Raw genomic sequence first — 18,268 nt, 5'->3', positions numbered from 1 at the left:
TTAATTAAAGCATCCGAGACACAGATCAACTGGGGTTTTCATGTTCAGAGTTCTTCATCGTCTCCCGCTCAAGATAGCTTTTGATCTCCTTGAGGCTCTCGATGATGATGCCCTCGTCGCGGGGAAATTCGTGGGGCGACAGCTCCAGCGTCAAAGTCTGGCTGTAATCGGTACTGCGCAGATGGTTCAAAAAACGGGTAAGAGGAAGGATGCCGCGCCCCGGCAGGAGATGTTCGCGGCCATGGCCGTAATCGGAAAAATGAATATTTTTGATGCGGCCGGTATTGTAAAACAGGTAAAAGTCGTTGATGAAATTGGCCCTGCCTGACCCCATATGGGTACAATCAAAGGTGAGATAAAGGTTCCTTTCCTGGAGGAACTCGATCATTTTCTCCGTGTTCGAGAGGATATGGGGGTTAATATTGAATCTTCCGACCCAAGGCATGTTTTCCAGGGTAACAATAACCCCCCCTTGGCCCACCTCCTCCTGAAAATCCATGATCCGGTACAACCAGCGCCAGTACCTGAATTCCCCCCCAAGCCATGAGGGTGGATGGAAGTTGACCAGAGGCACGCAGCAGTCTGCAGCAATTTCAACGGATCTCTTCAATGAATCCATCGGGCTCCCCCAACCGTCCAGCGGCATAAAGGGGGCATGAATGGAAAAGACCGGCACGGTTTCGGCAAGTTCCTTCACAAGCCGGCGACTGTTCACCTTCTGGAACTCCTGGTTGACAATCAGCTCAACGCCGTCAAAACCCGCCAATTTGGCGATACGGAATACTTTCTCAAGGGGAAAGGTAAAGAGAGTTCCTGTGGAGAGGGAAATCTGCATGGTCGTCCCTAACCTTGCTCCGCGAAAGATTGATAAACGATCCGCTGCAGGCTGAGCACCGCTTCCAGGCCGATTTTCAGACGATGCGCTTCTTCCGCCGACAGGTCTTCGGGATTGAGGAAAAAGCCCTCCGTCATCACGGCGCCATGAACTATTTCCATGATGATCTTCTGCCGGGTAACGATATGGTAAGCATTTAACAGCCTTTCGGCCAGCTCCACCCCCAGGTGTCCACCGTCGAGGAGAGCCTTGATCCGGCCGACAGTGCCGGTCTCCGCCAGGCCATGGCGTATTGCCAGGATACGGACATTCATGACCAACGGATTCAGGGCGAATGCCTCCAGATCGAACTCTCCCCGATGCTCACCGCTCCTTGAAACCCTGAAACCGCCGAACATGCCGAGCGCCACCGGCATGGAAGATAACTTCCTCATTGCCGGCGTAAATGTTTCCGACTGCTGTTCCTCCATGAGCACGTTGCGTGCAAACCTCGTCAGGTCGGCAATCATCGTCTCGTCGCCGCAAATCCCGCGCAGGTCGGCGAGACTCGCCAGCCCGGCGCTCAGCCCATCCCAGCCATGATGCAGCTGGTTTCGGGCCCAACTCCGCCACCCGTCTCCGGCGCCGTGCCACACCCCTGCGCCTGAAAGGGGACGTTTGCCGGCACTTGCAAACCCGCACAACTTCAGAATGGCGATGAACCTGTAGGCAAACTCTTCGAAATATGCAGAAAAGTCGCCACAGTAATCTTCGTGAACAAGGAAGTATTCGGCCCCGTCGCCGAGGGTCTGTTCCATGCGCCCCGCACTCCCCCCGGCCAGAAAACAATAGGGGACAGCCGGGCTCTCCTTTGAGTCCAGTTCCATGCCGGCCACAGCCAGTTCCAGGGCCTTGCGCATTACGACATCGTAACAGGCGGTGCATAACTCATGAAGCGCCACCACCGAACCACGACGGGCGAAATGATCGGTTGCCGTCCGATTGAACCGTTCAAGCAAGTCAGGAAGCTGGTCCACATATTCCACACGTTCCAGCTCCGCCATGCAGTCGGCAAAGCGGGCGGAAACGTCCTCTTCAAAAACCAGCTCCTCTTCAAGCCGTCTCTTGAAACCCAGCAGGAGGTCTTCATCCTCGCCGGAAAGAAGATAGGCCATTTTCTCATCCAATTTTCCCTTCAACCCGGCCATCAAGTCGGTGACGCTCCGGGTCGCCAGAATATCGCCACCCTTTGCCCCAAGAAAAATCGCCATAGGAAACTCCTGTAAATGCGGTCGGCGGTCGGCGGTTGGAACCAACATCAACCATCGACCATCGACCATCGACCATCGACCGCCGACCGCCGACCGCCGACTGCCGACTGCCGACTGCCGACTGCCGACCGCCGACCGCCGACCGCCGACTGCTTCTAATCCAAATGCCCGTGCACCTGCTCGGCAAGAAAGCGCCGCATCTCCTCGGGAGGAGGAGGCGTCAGAAGCGAAACCGCTATCATCACGGCAATCACCAGCGGCGCACCGCACAGTGCCGAAGCAGTAACAGGGAAAACTGTTGAAATGAAAGGGACCACGCCGCCGAACAGCGGCGATGAGAAGGTTATCACGATCCCCGTCAACATCCCGGCAATGGCCCCCTGGTGATTGGCCCGTCCCCACCAGATACCTATGAGGAATACGGGAAAAATGGTGTTTCCGGCCAGGGCAAAGGCTACCGCAGTTATTTCGGCTATCAGCGCCGGCGGTTTCAGGGCCAGGAGGAAGACGATGCCGGCCAGGGCCAGGGAGCTCCCCTTGGCAATGGCCATTTTACGGGCCTCCGAAGCCTGCGGATTGATGAGCCGATAGTAAATGTCATGGGAAAAGGATGAAGCGCCTGTCATAAGGAGCCCAGCTACCGTAAAGAACGCCGCACTGACCGCGCCTGCGGCCAGGATGCCGACCAGCCAGTCAGGGAGCCCTCCCATTACCGCCGCCTTCAACACGACAATGTCCGCCATCTTTGCGGCAACAGCAGGATCAGGGATCGCCCCGCTGCGAGCTTCGAAAAGCCGGGCAAAAACCGCATAAGCCGGGGCGGACCAGTAGATGAGTGCGATGAAAAAGAGACCCCAGACCAGGCTCCAGCGTGCGTCGCGAATATTGGGAACCACGTAGAAGCGGGAGAGGACATGGGGAAGTCCGGCAGTGCCGACCATGAGGGTAAAGCAGAGGGCGCACCACTGAAAGAGTGAACCGGCGGCAAATGGTGACGCAAAATCGATTCGGAACTCCCCCGCCAGATCCTGAACCCCCTGCCCGTAACCGAACTGGGGAAGAATCCAGAAATAACCGAGCTTGTAGGCAAGGAACATGAGCGGGACGATGAACGAGACGATGAGGACAAAGTACTGCATCTGCTGGTTTCTCGCCACGCCGAGCATGCCGCAGATCACCACGTAGGAAACCGCCGCCCCCCCGCCAACCATCAGGCCGTTCGTGTAGTCGCTCCCCAGGAGCCAGGCGAAGACCATGCCGATCCCCTTGAACTGGGCTATGCAGTAGATGATGGAAATGGTTATGGAAATGACCGCTGCGATGAGCCTGGCCGCAGGCGATGCATAGCGGTCGCCGACAAAATCGGGGGTGGTGTACTTGCCGAAACGCCGTATCTGGCCGGCCATCAGTACGAGCAGAAGCACGTATCCTCCGGTCCAGCCGATGATGTAGGCGAAGGCGAAATAGCCGTGGAGATAGAGAAGTCCGGCCATGCCGAGAAAACTGGCGGCGCTCATCCAGTTGCTGGCGATTGCCGCACCGCCGCCGATACGGCCGATATAGCGTCCGCCGAAGCCGTAGTCGGAGCTTTCCCTGGCCTTGGCACGCAGTCCGGCCATGACAAAGGCGATCAGGACACCGACGACAATGACGAGCGGCCAGATGGAAACGGGATCTTTAGTCATAGGATCTGTCTCTCCTGCGGCTGTGGCTTTCCGTAAGACGATCGGTGTAGATATTGAAGATCACGCAGAGGATTATGAACCAGAGGGGAAGAAACTGGCCGGTGAACCAGAAATGGAACGGAAGGGTAAAAAACGTGCGCAGGGTCAGAAAGCTTTCACCCTTCGTATCGGCAAGCAGCCAGAGCAGGAACTGGAAGCCGAAGGTCGCCACCACCCAGCCGAACAGGATCAGCAGGATGATCCTGACCTCATCCCGCATGTAGCCTTTTTTGGGTTTAAAGAAATTGACGTTATAGCGGTCTTGTGAGCCGTTCATGGCTGACCTCCTCGATCATTGCCCTGAAATTCTATCAGGAAAGCGTCCCATGTCCATCTCAGGCCGATTTCATCACTTCCCGCAGCACTGCGGTAGCATAAGAGCCGCGCGGCAAGCCGAACTCCAGCACGAGCCCCTCCCCGTCCCACTCCGCAGTCGGCTCCATAAGCGGCACCCGGAGCGGACGGCGCTCACCTTCCATGCGCAGGCCGCCGGTCAGGTTGAAACTTTCCAGGCTGAGCCCTTCCATATCCAGTACCTGTCGCTCCAGCTCCAGCACCTTTCCTTCCGGCTCCTTCATCTTGCAGCCGAACAGGGGGCCGGTGGGGGATATCTCGAACGCCTCAGCCCTTACCGCTTCGGCAGCCGCATCGGTAACGAGGAAACAGGCACCGTTGTCATGCTTGTAGGCCACGTCGCCGTCTACCACCTCATCAAGCCGGTCGAGCCGCCCGTCGAGCAGCCGGTCAAAGAGAAACGACTGAAAGGCGGACAGGTACAGCTTCTTCAATCGTGGATGCACCGCGCGGAACGCCTTCTCCCAGTCATCCGGCTGTTTCACCAGGCGCTGGAGCAGGTCCCGTTCCGTACGGCAATGGCCGGGAAAGGCACGCAGGCTCTCGTCCGGATCACCGCGCCGGTATGCCTCGATGGCAGCCCGCCAGCGTTCGTCAGTCACCTTTGCCGCATCGCCGATGAGTGCGTCCACCGCCCCCCGGTAATCGCCTCGCAGGAGCGCCGCGCCGATGAGGTGGGAATTTCCCTGGGTTCCATAGCGCTGTTCGCCGAAATAATTCGGCACACCCCGCTTCGCCAGCACCGACAACACCGCAGATGCGCTCGGCACGGCATCGGCTGTCACCCCGCGGACCCGGAGCCGGAAACGGTTCCCCCGCAGGTGGCCGAGCTTCAGCTTGTTCCTGTGCAGAGACGCGGAGAGCACCCTGATCCCCTGCACCTCCAGCCCGAGCACGCGATCCGGGGCCACCCGCGGAATCGAGAAGGTCTGCCGGGTTACCCCTCGCGCATCCTTCATGCCCGCATACCCCATGTCCCGTTCGGCGATGCCGAGCGCCTTCGCCAGGCGCCGGAGAGCTTCAAGGGTCGTAATGCCCCGTTTCTCGATCTCGGCAAAAGTATGCTCCCCTTCGCCGCAGGGTAGGTAGAGCGGAATCTCCGCCACGAGAAAGTCCTCGGGCGTCTCCTTGATCGTCCCGCCCGTGCCGGGCAGATCGGCTGTCAGATAGGTTTTCAACATGCCTCCTCGCACAGACAGTGATGGTTCCGTACTGTGCGGCCACATCATACCCGCTGATACGCCATCTTTCAACAAGATTACGCAGGGCGTCACCCTTGTAACGTGGCGGGTGTCCTCCCTGGACTCTATAAAAATTTGCACAATTCCAACAATGCATTAGAATGTTTTCATGTATAAGTAAATGTGACAGACGGTCCCGGTCGGAAAACAACACGGAGAAACGTTTGTCCCTTAGAAAAATTATTTGCATGTTTTTTGCGAAGAATTTTTCGTGAAGGGACTTATCCCGTTCATCGGGGTTAGGGACATAGAATTTACTGATATACCTTTTTGATTGGAGGGGCGAAGCAAACGCTTTATCTGCTTCGCCCGCCTTTGGTGGCGTTGCGAACAAGGGCGAAGCACGATGAAGCCGTGCTATCGCCCCTACGTGGTATATTGATAATTACCAAGTCCCTTGCCACTCCAGGCAAAACAAGGAATAGTGTCATGAAGAACGACCTATCGTCCACTTCCATCCCGGCTGATGTACATACGCTCTGCATCAACACCATTCGCTTCCTGTCGGTCGATGCCGTACAGAAGGCGAACAGCGGCCATCCGGGAATGCCTTTGGGAGCGGCGCCCATGGCGTTTGTCCTCTGGACACGATTCCTGCGGCACAATCCGGCCAATCCCGGATGGCTCGACCACGACCGATGCGTCCTTTCTTCAGGCCACGGTTCCATGCTCCTCTACAGCCTGCTCCATCTCACCGGCTACGACCTCCCCCTGGAAGAGATTGAGCGATTCCGCCAATGGAGGAGCCGCCCCGGCCATACCGATCGATGGGTTGCACCGGGAATAGAGACAACCACCGGCCCCCTCGGCCAGGGATTCGGCAACGCCGTCGGCATGGCAATCGCCGAATCGCACCTCGCCGTCCGCTTCAACCGGCCCCGTTTCAAGATAATCGACCACTACACATACTGCCTTGCCGGCGACGGCGATCTCATGGAAGGAGTGGCGGCAGAAGCAGCCTCACTGGCCGGCCACCTGGGGCTGGGAAAGCTCATCTGCCTCTACGACGACAACCGGCTCTCGCCGACGGCCTCGACAGATCTCGCATTCACTGAAGTCAGAGCCGGGAGATTCGCTGCGTACGGCTGGCACGTGCAAACAGTGGCGGAAGGCAATGACCTGGCGACTATCGGAAGGGCCATCACCAAAGCCCGGAACGAGACGTCGCGGCCGTCCATCATTCTCATCCGCACCCACATCGGCCACGGCTCGCCCGACAAACCGGACAGCTTCGAAGTCAACGGCTTGCCTCTTGGCGCGGAAGAGGTGAAGCTGACCAAGGAAAACCTCGGCTGGCCGTTGGATCCGCTATTTTATATCCCCAAAAAAGCGCTCCGCTACTTTCATCTGGCATTGAAACAGGGGAAGAAACGGGAAGCGGAATGGAATGCCCGGTTTGCCGCCTATGAAGAAGCATACCCTGAGCTCGCCAAGGAACTCCGCCTGGCAATGGCGGGAAAGCTCCCCCCCGGCTGGGACATGGATATTCCCGATTTCCAGGCAGACTCTAAGGGTATGGCAACCAGGGTCGCCTCGGGCATGGTGATGAATGCCATCGCCCCCCGGCTCACATCGTTTCTCGGCGGATCGGCAGATCCGGACCCTTCACCCCACACTTCCTTGAAAGGTCTGGGGGATTTCGGGAACCCCGGCCTCCCCCCCGTCGACCGGCCAGGGGCGATCGGCGAGGAAAGGGGATACGGCGGCCGCAACATACATTTCGGAGTACGCGAACATGCCATGGGAGCGGTTCTGAACGGCATGGCAGCTCACGGCGGGCTTATTCCCTTCGGCGCCACCGTTCTCAAGTTCTCCGACTATCTCCGCCCATCCTTGCGTCTTGCAGCATTGATGGGACTGCACGTAATCCACGTCTTCACCCATGACAGCATCGGTATGGGGGAAGACGGCTTCACCCACCAGCCGGTAGCGCATCTGGCAACACTCAGGGCCATCCCGAACCTGGTGGTGATCCGTCCCGCGGACGCCAATGAGACAGCAGTCGCCTGGCAGGTGGCGCTGGAGACAGCGGACCGGCCGGTGGCGCTTCTCCTCTCGCGGCAAGATCTCCCAATCATTGACCGGAGCCGCTACGCTACAGCCGACGGACTCCGTCGCGGCGGTTATATCCTTGCTGATGCCGAAGGCAAGCTCCCTGCACTGATCCTCATTGCTACCGGCTCGGAAGTGGCTCTCGTGCTTGCAGCGCGTAAGAAGCTCCTGGAAAGGAACATCCTGACCCGGGTCGTCTCACTGCCAAGCTGGGAGCTCTTCGATCTGCAGCCGCAAGAGTACTGCGACTCTGTCCTCCCGCCGCAGGTCAGCAGGCGACTGGCAGTTGAGGCAGGGGCGCCGCAAGGATGGCACCGCTACGTCGGCTCGGACGGAAATGTCCTCGGAGTAGAGTGTTTTGGCGCTTCAGCTCCGGGTGACGTCGTTCCGGCTGAATGCGGCTTCACCGTGGAAAACATTTGCCGGCGAGCTCTGGCCCTGTTGGAAGAGGATGGCCCGCCATAAAGACGGATCACAAAACCTTCGCGAGTTCTTCAACCTTGTATGGTTTGACGACGGCGGCGCAGAATCCATGGCTTTCGTAATCGTCCATGGCAGGGTCAGCTGAATAACCGCTTGAAACAATCAGGCGGGCGGCAGGATCAAAGGCGAGAATGAGCTGCGCGGCTTCTTTGCCCCCCATCCCGCCCGGTATGGTAAGGTCCATGATAACCGAAGAAAACGGGTTACCCTCAACTTTTGCTGCTTTATAGAGATCAACGGCCTCTTTGCCGTCGATGCAGGTCTTTACCCGATAGCCCAGAAATCCGAGCATTTCAATGCTAAGGTCCCGAATAAACGCCTCGTCATCCATCACAAGTATGTAACCGTTCTTTTGTTTGCCTGTCACCATTGTCTCCTTGTATGTGCTCTGCGCTATGGATTTCTCTCCGACAGATGGGAGGTAAATTGCGAAGGTCGTGCCTTCCGACCTCGGAGTGGAGATCGACATTTCCATCATGCCTGTCCTAACCGAATGGCATTAACGATACTACCATATGGTCCATAAACTGTCTAATAGCTGATTAGGCAATCTTCCCCCACTATCTTCCGCAGGTGAAGGCACACTCTCATTTATTTGTTATAATAAAGCAAAAATTCGTAAAATTAACGACGAAGCGTGATACCATGCAATGAATATTGCTCAGCGAAAAGAGACTGACGTCATCAGGTATCCGATTTGGGTATCTCCTCGTAAACAGGCTATAACGCTATTTATATGAACGATAATTATTTCAAGCCAAAAAACCTTGCGGGGATCTCGCTGCTGGTCTTTGCTGCCGTTCTCTTCAGCATCGCGTTCCTTGACAGAGGGATTGCCCTGGGTGTAATGCAGCTACTCCGGTCAAGTTCCATTCTGCACCGTACCACCGCAAACATGCCCGATCTTCTTTTCCTGCTGGTCTGCATCGGCACCGCCGTCATGTGGACAGCCTACTTTTTCCTGATCCGCAGGAGAGGGCATAACGAACAGACGCTGTTCCTCCGTCTCGCAGCCACTGCCACCCCCTTTGCCTTCCTGCTGAAATCCTTTCTCAAATTCATCTTCGGACGCATCAATACCCGGGCATGGCTGGCAGGCGGCGGACCTATCGATTTTCAGTTTTTTCACGGCACAGGTGAGCGCGGCGCTTTTCCCTCCGGTCACATGATGGTCTTCACCGCCTTCTTTGCTGCTGTCTGGTGCTTTTACCCCCGTTACCGCCCATTGGCCGCCGGCCTGCTCTTTCTCCTCGGAGCGGCGTTAATCGCCACGGATTACCATTTTCTGAGCGACGTGATTGCGGGTGCCTATGCAGGTCTGCTCGTGACTCTCTTTACCCGGCGTTACCTGATAAAGTCGCCACCTCCCGGCCGACATTTTCTCTAGTTAAGCTGCTGAGTATCTGCGATACTATCTGTTATGGATCCGGAGAGAGATAACATCGAGGCATGCGAAGAGGAGTGGCTGGCAATCCCGCCGGAGTTGGGAGTCTGGAAAGACAGCGGCACACTTTCCGAGCGGCAGGTACGCCTCTGGACCCTGGTCCTGGATGCACGCGGCGTGCCCTTCCGCACCGAGCGGAGCGCTACGGGCTGGCAACTGCTGGTGCCGGTGGGCTACCTCAATGCGGCCCGGGACGAGTTGCGCCTCTTTGAAAAGGAAAACCGCAACTGGCCCCCGCCCCTGCCTCCGGCAAGAACCCTGACGGAGAACACCCTGGCAACCATGTCGGTCCTGATTCTCCTGGCCACCTTCCACAACCTTACCCTGCTCGACATTTCTCTGCCCGGCCATCACCCGATCAACTGGATCGCCCTCGGCAACGCACACGCCGCCAAGATACTGGCCGGCCAATGGTGGCGGCCGATCACCGCCCTCACCCTCCACTCCAACTGGCAGCACCTTCTCGGCAACCTGGCAATCGGCGGGGTCTTCATCATCATCCTCTGCCGCGAGCTCGGCTCGGGGCTGGCCTGGAGCATGCTCCTCGGCGCCGGCATCCTCGGCAACCTGGCCAACGCCTGCTTGCAGCTGCCGGACCATAGCTCGATCGGCGCCTCCACCCTCGTCTTCGGCGCCGTCGGCATACTCGCCGCCCTCAACATGGTGCACTACCGGCACCACCTGCAAAAGCGCCGGCTACTCCCCGTTGCTGCTGCCATGGCCCTGCTCGCATTGTTGGGCACAGAAGGTGAACACACAGATCTGGGTGCACACCTGTTCGGCTTTGTCTTCGGCATAGGTCTTGGCCTGGTTACGGAATACCTGGCAGGGAAGTACGGGCGGCCCGGGCGGCGGATCAACGCCCTGCTGGCGCTGGCCGGAGCCGTTGTGGTGATAGCGGCCTGGTGGGGGGCGCTGGGTCATTTTGCACTTTAGAAATCAAATTTAAAGCCGATATATTACATAAATCGATGCCAACAGGTTCGATGATTTCATTGCCGGCACCGGCGAGACAGGTCCGCCATAGCCGATATCGGCACGGGGTTACGTTTTACCCCATCTCCTTTTATGGCGGGCCTTGGCACCGGCGGGGAGCCACAACTATGTGTTGCCCCTCCCCGCCGCCAAGCAGAAGAGAAACGTCTCATTATTCATGTTTACTATCCGGGGATGTCGGGTTACAATCCGCCCAGCCTGACTTACTCCAGCACCGGAAGGTAGACCATGAATAAAATCCTCCTGCTTCTCGTCATCCTCCTTGCCGCATTTGTCTCCCCTGCAGCCGCCGCAAGACTGGACACCTCGTTCTCCTTTTCGACCATTGAAACCGACCACTTTTCCATCCATTTTCACCAGGGACTGGAAGAGATTGCCCAACGGGCCGCTGTGCTTGCCGAGGACGCCCACGGCAAGCTGACCGCCCAGTTCGACTGGAAACCGCGGGAAAAGACCCAGCTGGTGCTCATCGACAATACCGACTTTACCAACGGCTTCGCCACCCCACTCCCCTATAATACCGTCTTCATCCAGGTGGTCCCCCCCTCCATCGATTCGACGCTGGGGGAATACGATGACTGGCTGAAGGAGATCATCTTCCACGAATACGCCCACATCGTCACCTCTGATACGGCCCGGGGCTATTCCCGCATCACCCGCTCCATCTTCGGCAAGCCCATTATTCCAGGTGACATTATCAGCCTCGCCATTTTCATTTTCACCGCCCCCCCAAATGTGTTCATGCCCCATTGGTGGCACGAGGGGATGGCGACCTGGAGCGAGACCGAGTTCACCGGCGTGGGACGCGGCCGGAGCGCCACCTACGAGATGATCCTCCGCTCGGCAGTGGCCGCGAACAGCCTCCCCTCCATCGACAAGGTGAACGGCGAGGTTCCCTACTGGCCCAACGGCCATCTCCCTTACATCTTCGGCCTGCGCCTGTCCAAGTTCATCGCCGACAAGTACGGCAAGGAAACCCTGGGAAAGCTGAGCCTGGCCCAGGCCGGCCGGGTTCCCTACGCCATCGGCACGCCTCCGGAAGAATTCTGTAACGGCAAGGATTACGCCGAACTCTACCGGGACATGCTTGACGACCTGAAAAAGGAAGAGCAGAGCCGCATCGCCACACTGGAAAAAGCCCCGTTCACCCCGCTTAAGGTCTTAAGCACCGTCGGCGAGAACCTCACCAATCCGCGCTTTTCCCCGGACGGAGGCAGGCTCGCCTTCAACGTCAACGACCCCCACGGCCACAGCAAGACCGTCATCACCAGCCGGGACGGGGCAACCATCCAGGCGGAATTCCGCCGCCAGTTCTCGGACCAGGGACTCTCCTGGTCCCCCGACGGCAACCGGCTCTACTTTGCCCAAGCCGAGGTGGTGCGGGGCTTCGACATTTACCAGGACCTCTACGCCTACGACCTCCGCCGCGACCGGGTGCAGCGGCTGACCAGCGGCCTGCGCATCAAGGACCCGGAGATCTCCCCCGACGGAAAATACTTTGCGCTGGCGGTAAACGACCGGGGAAGTCAGAACCTGGCCCTGCTGGATGCCCGTGAGACACTCGACGGCCGCAACAACCTGAAGCCACGCCTGGTTACCGCTTACCGGCAGGAAAGGGTTGCCACCCCCCGATGGGCCCCCGATTCCAGGACCATCGCCTATGCGGTGACCGACAACCGGGGCAAGACCTCACTCCGCCTCTATGATGTCAAGAGCGGCCAGGACAGACCGCTCTTGACGGTCAGCTACAACGCCGCCTACCCCAGCTGGTCCCGGGACGGGAGGATCATCTACTACGTGTCCGACGAAACCGGGGTCTACAACCTGTTTGCCTACGACCTGAAGGAGGAGAAAAGTTACCAGGTCAGCCACCTTCTCGGCGGAGCCATGCAGCCCGACGCAGCCCCGGACGACGACACCCTGGTCTTCAGCAGTTATACCGCGAGGGGGTTCAACATCGCGTCCCTCACCCTCGACCGGAACAGCTGGACATTACAGCGGGGACCGTCCATCACCCCATACTGGCAGGATGCCGGGCCGGCAGCAGCAGAACGTAGCCTGCCCGGCGACAATCCGGCCATCGGCAAACCGGCCCCTTACTCTCCCTGGGAGACTCTTTACCCACGTTTCTGGCTGCCGCGGATCTACAGCGAGGACCAGGACCATAACGCTTTCGGTGCTTTTACCGCTGGCCAGGACGTGCTCGGCTACAACAGCTATCTCGCAGAATTAACCTACGGCACCGGGCATCACAAGGTCTATTACAACCTCGCCTACCGGAACGATTACCTCTACCCGTCGTTTCTCCTTCAGAGCTACGCCCAGCCGGTCTTTTATTCCGACCTGCTGCAGCGGGGTGACTATTACGAGCAGAACCGGAGCCTGATCCTCGAAACGAGCGTGCCGCTCAATTTCCTCGAATCATCCTACCGCCTCTTCTTCGGCTACCACCTCCAGGACCAGTCGGCCTTAAGCAGGCTGCAGAACGACCGTTTCAACGGTCTGCCGGTCTTCCAGGGTCGCCGCGACAACATCTTCGCCGGCATCGAGTTCGCCGACAACCTGAAATACCCTTACTCAATCAGCCACGAGGAAGGGCGCACCATCTCCTTCACCTACCGGAACTACTCCCGGCAGCGGGGCTCAGACCTGGACGGGGAGGAGTACCTGGCCGCCTACACCGAGTACCTCCATCTCCCCTCACAGCCTCTGCGGCATCATGTGCTCACCTACAGCCTGAACGGCGGCGTGGCCACCGGCGAACGCACCGTGCAGCAGGCTTTCCAGCTGGGAGGCGAGCCGGGCAACCTCGTCCAGTTCCCCCTGCGCGGTTACCCGGCCCGCTTCGAGACCGGCAAGTATGTCGCCACCGGCACCGTCGAGTACCGGGCTCCGCTCTGGTATCTGCTGCGTGGTTTCGGTACCAAGCCGTTCTTTTTCGACAGGCTGCACGGAGCCGTCTTTACCGATGTGGGGGAAGTCTGGGACGACCAGCGTTCGTTCAAGCTGGACCGGCTCAAGGTAGGGGCAGGAGTGGAGGGACGCTTCGACATGACCCTCGGTTACTGGCTGAAGATCACCCCGGCGGTCGGCTATGCCCACGGATTTAACCAGGGGGGAGAGGACCGGATTTACTTCACAATCTACGCCAATCTTTAGGAGCCTGTCGGACTTAGGAATGAATCTACTGCGAGAACGGAAAATCGGTCCATATTACCGGAAATTTTCGACAAATAGGTCCACTATTCGCTCTCAAATTTCCGAAAATCTGTCCTCGATTTGCCATTCTCTCGTTACGATCCCCTAAGTCCGACAGGCTCCAGGGAGCCTGTCGACCGTTTAAAAACTCCGGATGAAAACCTGCAACTGTATTCGATAGTGCGGAAAACATAAATTTACACAGAGGCGCAGAGCCGCAAAGAAGATCAATGGCTCGTTTTTTAGAGCTTTTTTCTCTGCGGCTCTGCGTCTTTGCGTTATGGATCAGGGTTTGATTCAATAGGGTTTGCAAAGATTCAACCTCGTTACGAACGAACCGAAAAAAATCTATTGCAGAAAATGCGCGCGGATCGGATATAATTATAATACTTTCATGCAGCACCCGGAAAGGAGCGACCATGATCTTCAAGGATAGAAAGGACGCCGGGAAACAACTGGCAGAGAAACTGGCCCATTACCGGGACAAGGCGGACCTGATCGTTCTGGGGCTGCCGCGGGGCGGGGTGACGGTCGCCTACGAAATTGCCAGGGCACTAAATTGCCCGCTCGACATCCTCATCGTCAGGAAAATCGGCTTTCCCGGCAATCCGGAACTGGCCGCCGGAGCCGTTTCCGAGACCGGCACCGTGGTGCTCAATGAGGATATTGTGGCCGCATACGGGGTGAGCAAAGCCTATCTCGACCGTGAAACCGCCCGGCAGAAGGAGGAGATTGCCCGGCGAATAACCCTCTACCGCGGGGGAAAAGGAGTTCCTCATCTGGCCGGCAAGACTGTTATCCTGGTGGACGACGGGGTCGCCACCGGCGCGACCGCCAAGGCGGCCATCTCCACCTTGAAGCAGGAGAAGATTGCAAAACTTGTGGTCGCCCTGCCGGTTGCCTCGCAGGAAGCGGAAGGGGAGATAGCGCCTACGGTGGATGAGTGGGTCTGCCTGCAGACACCGGCTGGATTTATGGCGGTCGGCAATTATTACTACGACTTTACCCAGGTGGAAGATGAGGACGTAGTGGCAATGCTCAAATGAACTGACAGGAAAGGTGACGTCATGGAAAAACCGGTAAGGATCGAGATCGAAGCGGTTACCCTTGAGGGAGTGTTGGGACTGCCGGAACAGGCAAAAGGGGTGGTGATCTTTGCCCACGGCAGCGGTTCAAGCCGCTTGAGTCCCAGAAACACTTACGTTGCCCGGCTCTTGCAGGGGGCGGGGATCGGCACACTTCTCTTCGACCTGCTCACCAGCGAGGAGGACCGCATTTACGAACAGCGCTTTGATATCGGCCTGTTGGCCCGGCGGCTGGCGGGGGCCACCCAGTGGCTTGCTGCACGCCCGGAGCTGAAGGGCATGGCGCTCGGTTATTTCGGCGCCAGTACCGGCGCTGCGGCAGCTCTCCAGGGAGCGGCCCAGTTGGGGAGCGCCATCAGTGCGGTGGTTTCACGCGGGGGACGGCCGGACCTGGCGATGCCGTACCTGCCGAAGGTCCTTGCACCGACCCTGCTCATTGTCGGAGAGCTCGATGTGGAGGTGCTGCAGCTGAACCGGCAGGCGTTCGCCAAGCTGGCCGGAGAAAAGGAACTGGCCGTGGTTCCCGGCGCAACACACCTTTTTGAGGAGCCCGGCACCCTGGAACAGGCGGCGAAACTGGCGCAAAACTGGTTCAGCCGCCATCTGGGCTAGTCTATGCCCCACCTTTTTAAACCGGCATGACAGGGGCAGGCTCCTTTCGGATGAGGAACCTGCCCCCTGTTTCATTGCCGGCCCGTCCAGACGCTTGCGCTCCATTTATTTAAAAAATTTCATGCAACCGTGGTTTTCGACACTGCTGCTGATATAATTGAAAAGCATTGGTGCAGCACGCTGGAACAACCTGGTCTAAGGGAGGTTGCCATGGGACTTATCGGAATCGTGATCATGTGGGTCGTCGCTATAGTGGCTCTTATAATCGTCAACAATGATCGTTACTGGAGGATCTATAAGGAGCGTGAAAAGCAATGGCGCAAATATAACTGAGTGCCAGGTTTTGCGTTATGCCGTTGGATTTATCCAAATCAGCTATCAAGGTTGAATCGGCAACAGACCTATACCCGCATCACCATCGCCCTATCAAGCGTATCTGCCTGCCGGATGCCGACACCCACAACTGACCGTTTATCAACTCGGCGGCAATAGCCCCGGTAGCGGCGCCCAAGCCGTCGGCCAGCAAATCCCCCATGCTGAATCACACTCTGCCTGCTTCCAGTCCATCCTGTCTCCCACACTATCGCTTCGCCTGATAAATGCACAACCGATATATTAACAACACCCAATAAAACCCCAAAATCAACCCGCTCCACCCAAGTTCCTGACCTGTCCGAGCAAATAGTATTTTGAGACAAGGGTTAAAGCATGTTACTTTAACAAAATGGGTCAATGAACTTCTAGCTGCAACCGTTACAGGACTCGGGCCGGCGGGAATCTCTTATTCCAATTTCCAAATCAAGGATGAAATCAAGGCGGCGAAGAGTGAGGCGACGAAGGCGTACAGATAGTACGTTGAGGAGCCGAAGACGAGCCAACGAAGATAGCGCCTTGATTTGGAATTGGAATTACTACACGGACATACCATGAGAATCGAGACCATCGGCAGATTCAAGCGCGTAATACTCAGTCCCGGCGAATATCATGCCGCCACAGATGCAACCGTCATTTCCACCCTGCTCGGCTCCTGCATCGCAGCATGCCTCTATGACCAGACCAACAAGATCATCGGCATGAACCATTTCCTGCTCAGCAACCGTCGCTACTCCAGGGACTTGCCGATTTACGCCTCTGAGGCCGGTCGCTACGGCATTCATGCCATGGAATTACTCATCAACGAGATGCTGGACAAGGGCGCCGACCGGCGTTTCCTGAAGGCAAAGGTGTTCGGCGGGGCAACTATCATCATGAACCGGGAATCGGCGGGAAATTTTGTCTGCGTCAGCGATGTCAACTGTAGATTTATCCGTGAATTTCTCAGTAATGAAGGGATTCCTCTGGTTGCCGAAGATCTGGGGAAACAGCACGGACGGGTCATCCATTTCTCTAACGGTGATTTTTCGGTATACATGCGGAAAATCGCCCGGAACCGGAGCACACGGCTGGCACAAAGGGATCGTGACTGCTGGCAGCAGGCGATCGAAGTGCAGGAAAAAACCATACCCGTGGTGGATATCTGGCGGTAAAAGGCAAGCTACCGCCACGTGTCGGCCTTGATCTGCCCGCCCGTCAGCCAAAGGTATAGATCACTCTCCCTTTTTCGTACAGCTCTATGGGGCCGTCCTCCGATACCTTTATCACCTTGCCGCACAACGACGCAGCGCTTGCCGCAGTAGTCCGTCCTCCCCCCGCAACCAGATCGGGGGTTTTCGATGTGTCGATAATAAATCCCGTGTCAACCAGTTCGCCGTTATTGTTGAACACGGTCATACCGTCAGAAGACAGAATCCTTATCAACTGCCCGGACTCCTTCAATCTGCTGATTTTCAGATCTTTCACCTGATCGATAAGCAGTCGGCTGAGGGAATCGTTGCCTCCCACAGAACCTTTTTTGAGTTTGTCCAGATCCTGTGTCTCCGTGTCGCAAATGAGCACAATGGTTCCGTGACGAATCTTTGAAAGGGAATATACAGTCAGTATCAACAATTCCGCTTCTTTTGCATCCAGATGCCCTGCAAGAAAGCTTCTGAATACATTCGGATCGAATAGACTCCAGCTCCCTTTCCGCCAGATAAATATCTTGTCGGGACAGGTCTTGATCTCCAATTCGGAACTGATGTTAATATCGACTGCAAATGCTCCGCTGCCGGCCTTTTTCAACAGGGAAAAGGTATCGCGATTGGTGAGCCGGTCAACGGCATCATGTTGTCCGTAATTACCGAATTTAACCATTCCTGTTACCCGCATGTTGATATTGCTCATGAAATACGTTCCCAGACCATCGATAAGGCGATAGGTCAACGGACTTTTGAAAAACCCCGGGGAAATGCTCACATTTGGCTTGAAATCTTTCCAGGTGCAATCCAGAGAGTTACATGCTGCCCGAAATTTTTGCAACTGATGCCGATATATGATGAAGCCCGTTGTGACGGGAGTACCCTCGTAACGTTGATAAGAGAGGTTTTTCAAAAGCTGGATCAGCCTCTGGATGGACCAGAAAGCCCGACGATGTTCATGGCGCAGGTATTGAGCTATGGTTACGTCCATGAGGGAGGCAAGGAGGGCTGTTCGATAATGCGCTGCGTATTCGTCCTTTTTGAACCCGTTGAAGAGGACCTGAAATGCTCCGGCCAACTCCTCACCGAACTTTTTTTCGGTTTCGGAGAATGGGAGATCGCCTCTTTTCAGTACAAATACGTAATCCCCCACATCTGTCTTGATTTTCTTCGCAAATGTATGCCTGCCTTTGGTATCCGCCCTGGATATTTCATCGTGTCTGAAAATATCGGCGGTGGCGCCCCCCCAGAAGGCTTCAAGGCCTGTTCTAATTGTCTCGAAAACTCGTTGCGGCAAAGTGCCCCCTAGTTGTAACAGTTACGATATGGGCTGTTTTCAGAGCGGGCAACTGTGTCGAGCTCGAAAGACACCTTCCGATCGACAATCAAAAAGGGGAGAGACTGTTCGGCTCTCCCTTCAGAAACTAAATAGGTCCTC

16 protein-coding genes are annotated in these 18,268 nt (G+C 57.0%); 8 read left to right on the top strand and 8 right to left on the bottom strand.

Features of this window, described 5'->3' with window-relative positions; translation table 11 throughout:
• Positions 1–25 precede the first annotated feature (25 nt).
• From GURA_RS04940 to truD, 5 genes are all read right to left on the bottom strand, one after another.
• Positions 26–835, bottom strand: a complete 810-nt coding sequence (locus GURA_RS04940) for a sugar phosphate isomerase/epimerase family protein (protein WP_011937905.1) — start codon at positions 833–835, stop codon at positions 26–28.
• 8 nt (positions 836–843) lie between these two features.
• Entirely contained in the window at positions 844–2,085 is a 1,242-nt protein-coding gene (locus tag GURA_RS04935) for a putative nucleotidyltransferase substrate binding domain-containing protein (RefSeq protein WP_011937904.1), read from the bottom strand.
• Positions 2,086–2,240: 155 nt separating this feature from the next.
• Complete coding sequence (locus GURA_RS04930) at positions 2,241–3,770, bottom strand: VC_2705 family sodium/solute symporter (RefSeq protein ID WP_011937903.1); 1,530 nt, start codon at positions 3,768–3,770, stop codon at positions 2,241–2,243.
• Entirely contained in the window at positions 3,763–4,086 is a 324-nt protein-coding gene (locus tag GURA_RS04925) for a DUF4212 domain-containing protein (protein WP_011937902.1), read from the bottom strand. The genes GURA_RS04930 and GURA_RS04925 overlap by 8 nt, the downstream gene beginning before the upstream one ends.
• Before the next feature lie 58 nt (positions 4,087–4,144).
• Positions 4,145–5,344: a tRNA pseudouridine(13) synthase TruD gene (gene truD, locus GURA_RS04920; RefSeq protein ID WP_011937901.1), complete on the bottom strand. Its 1,200-nt coding sequence runs from the start codon at positions 5,342–5,344 to the stop codon at positions 4,145–4,147.
• 489 nt (positions 5,345–5,833) lie between these two features.
• On the opposite strand from truD, the gene tkt reads away from it, so the two are divergent.
• Positions 5,834–7,921 (top strand): transketolase, encoded by a 2,088-nt coding sequence (gene tkt, locus GURA_RS04915; RefSeq protein ID WP_011937900.1) that lies wholly within the window; start codon positions 5,834–5,836, stop codon positions 7,919–7,921.
• Between the two features lie 7 nt (positions 7,922–7,928).
• On the opposite strand, the gene GURA_RS04910 is transcribed toward tkt, so the two are convergent.
• Entirely contained in the window at positions 7,929–8,309 is a 381-nt protein-coding gene (locus GURA_RS04910; RefSeq protein WP_198134527.1) for a response regulator, read from the bottom strand.
• A 366-nt stretch (positions 8,310–8,675) separates the two neighbouring features.
• Between GURA_RS04910 and GURA_RS04905 the strand changes: the two genes are divergently transcribed.
• From GURA_RS04905 to GURA_RS25085, 6 genes are all read left to right on the top strand, one after another.
• Entirely contained in the window at positions 8,676–9,326 is a 651-nt protein-coding gene (locus tag GURA_RS04905; RefSeq protein ID WP_011937898.1) for a phosphatase PAP2 family protein, read from the top strand.
• A gap of 33 nt (positions 9,327–9,359) precedes the next feature.
• Positions 9,360–10,319, top strand: a complete 960-nt coding sequence (locus tag GURA_RS04900) for a rhomboid family intramembrane serine protease (protein ID WP_011937897.1) — start codon at positions 9,360–9,362, stop codon at positions 10,317–10,319.
• Between the two features lie 288 nt (positions 10,320–10,607).
• Positions 10,608–13,538, top strand: a complete 2,931-nt coding sequence (locus tag GURA_RS04895) for a PD40 domain-containing protein (protein WP_011937896.1) — start codon at positions 10,608–10,610, stop codon at positions 13,536–13,538.
• A 458-nt stretch (positions 13,539–13,996) separates the two neighbouring features.
• Positions 13,997–14,623: a phosphoribosyltransferase gene (locus GURA_RS24880; RefSeq protein ID WP_011937895.1), complete on the top strand. Its 627-nt coding sequence runs from the start codon at positions 13,997–13,999 to the stop codon at positions 14,621–14,623.
• A gap of 21 nt (positions 14,624–14,644) precedes the next feature.
• A complete protein-coding gene (locus GURA_RS24875; protein ID WP_011937894.1) occupies positions 14,645–15,274 on the top strand; it encodes a dienelactone hydrolase family protein in 630 nt (209 codons plus the stop codon).
• A 210-nt stretch (positions 15,275–15,484) separates the two neighbouring features.
• Positions 15,485–15,607, top strand: a complete 123-nt coding sequence (locus GURA_RS25085; RefSeq protein ID WP_268741737.1) for a hypothetical protein — start codon at positions 15,485–15,487, stop codon at positions 15,605–15,607.
• A 79-nt stretch (positions 15,608–15,686) separates the two neighbouring features.
• On the opposite strand, the gene GURA_RS25080 is transcribed toward GURA_RS25085, so the two are convergent.
• A complete protein-coding gene (locus GURA_RS25080; RefSeq protein ID WP_268741736.1) occupies positions 15,687–15,809 on the bottom strand; it encodes a hypothetical protein in 123 nt (40 codons plus the stop codon).
• Positions 15,810–16,200: 391 nt separating this feature from the next.
• Here GURA_RS25080 and GURA_RS04880 point away from each other — a divergent pair, with 391 nt between their 5' ends.
• Positions 16,201–16,800, top strand: a complete 600-nt coding sequence (locus tag GURA_RS04880; protein ID WP_011937893.1) for a chemotaxis protein CheD — start codon at positions 16,201–16,203, stop codon at positions 16,798–16,800.
• Between the two features lie 43 nt (positions 16,801–16,843).
• Here GURA_RS04880 and GURA_RS04875 read toward each other — a convergent pair whose 3' ends face one another.
• On the bottom strand, positions 16,844–18,127 hold the full coding sequence (locus GURA_RS04875) for a hypothetical protein (protein WP_011937892.1): 1,284 nt from the start codon (positions 18,125–18,127) through the stop codon (positions 16,844–16,846).
• Between the last annotated feature and the right edge of the window lie 141 nt (positions 18,128–18,268).

It is taken from the genome of Geotalea uraniireducens Rf4 (assembly GCF_000016745.1).
GTDB classification, from domain to species: Bacteria; Desulfobacterota; Desulfuromonadia; order Geobacterales; family Geobacteraceae; genus Geotalea; species Geotalea uraniireducens.
The sequence above is the reverse complement of the archived record's forward strand: the minus strand, read 5'-3'. Positions and strand labels throughout refer to the sequence as shown.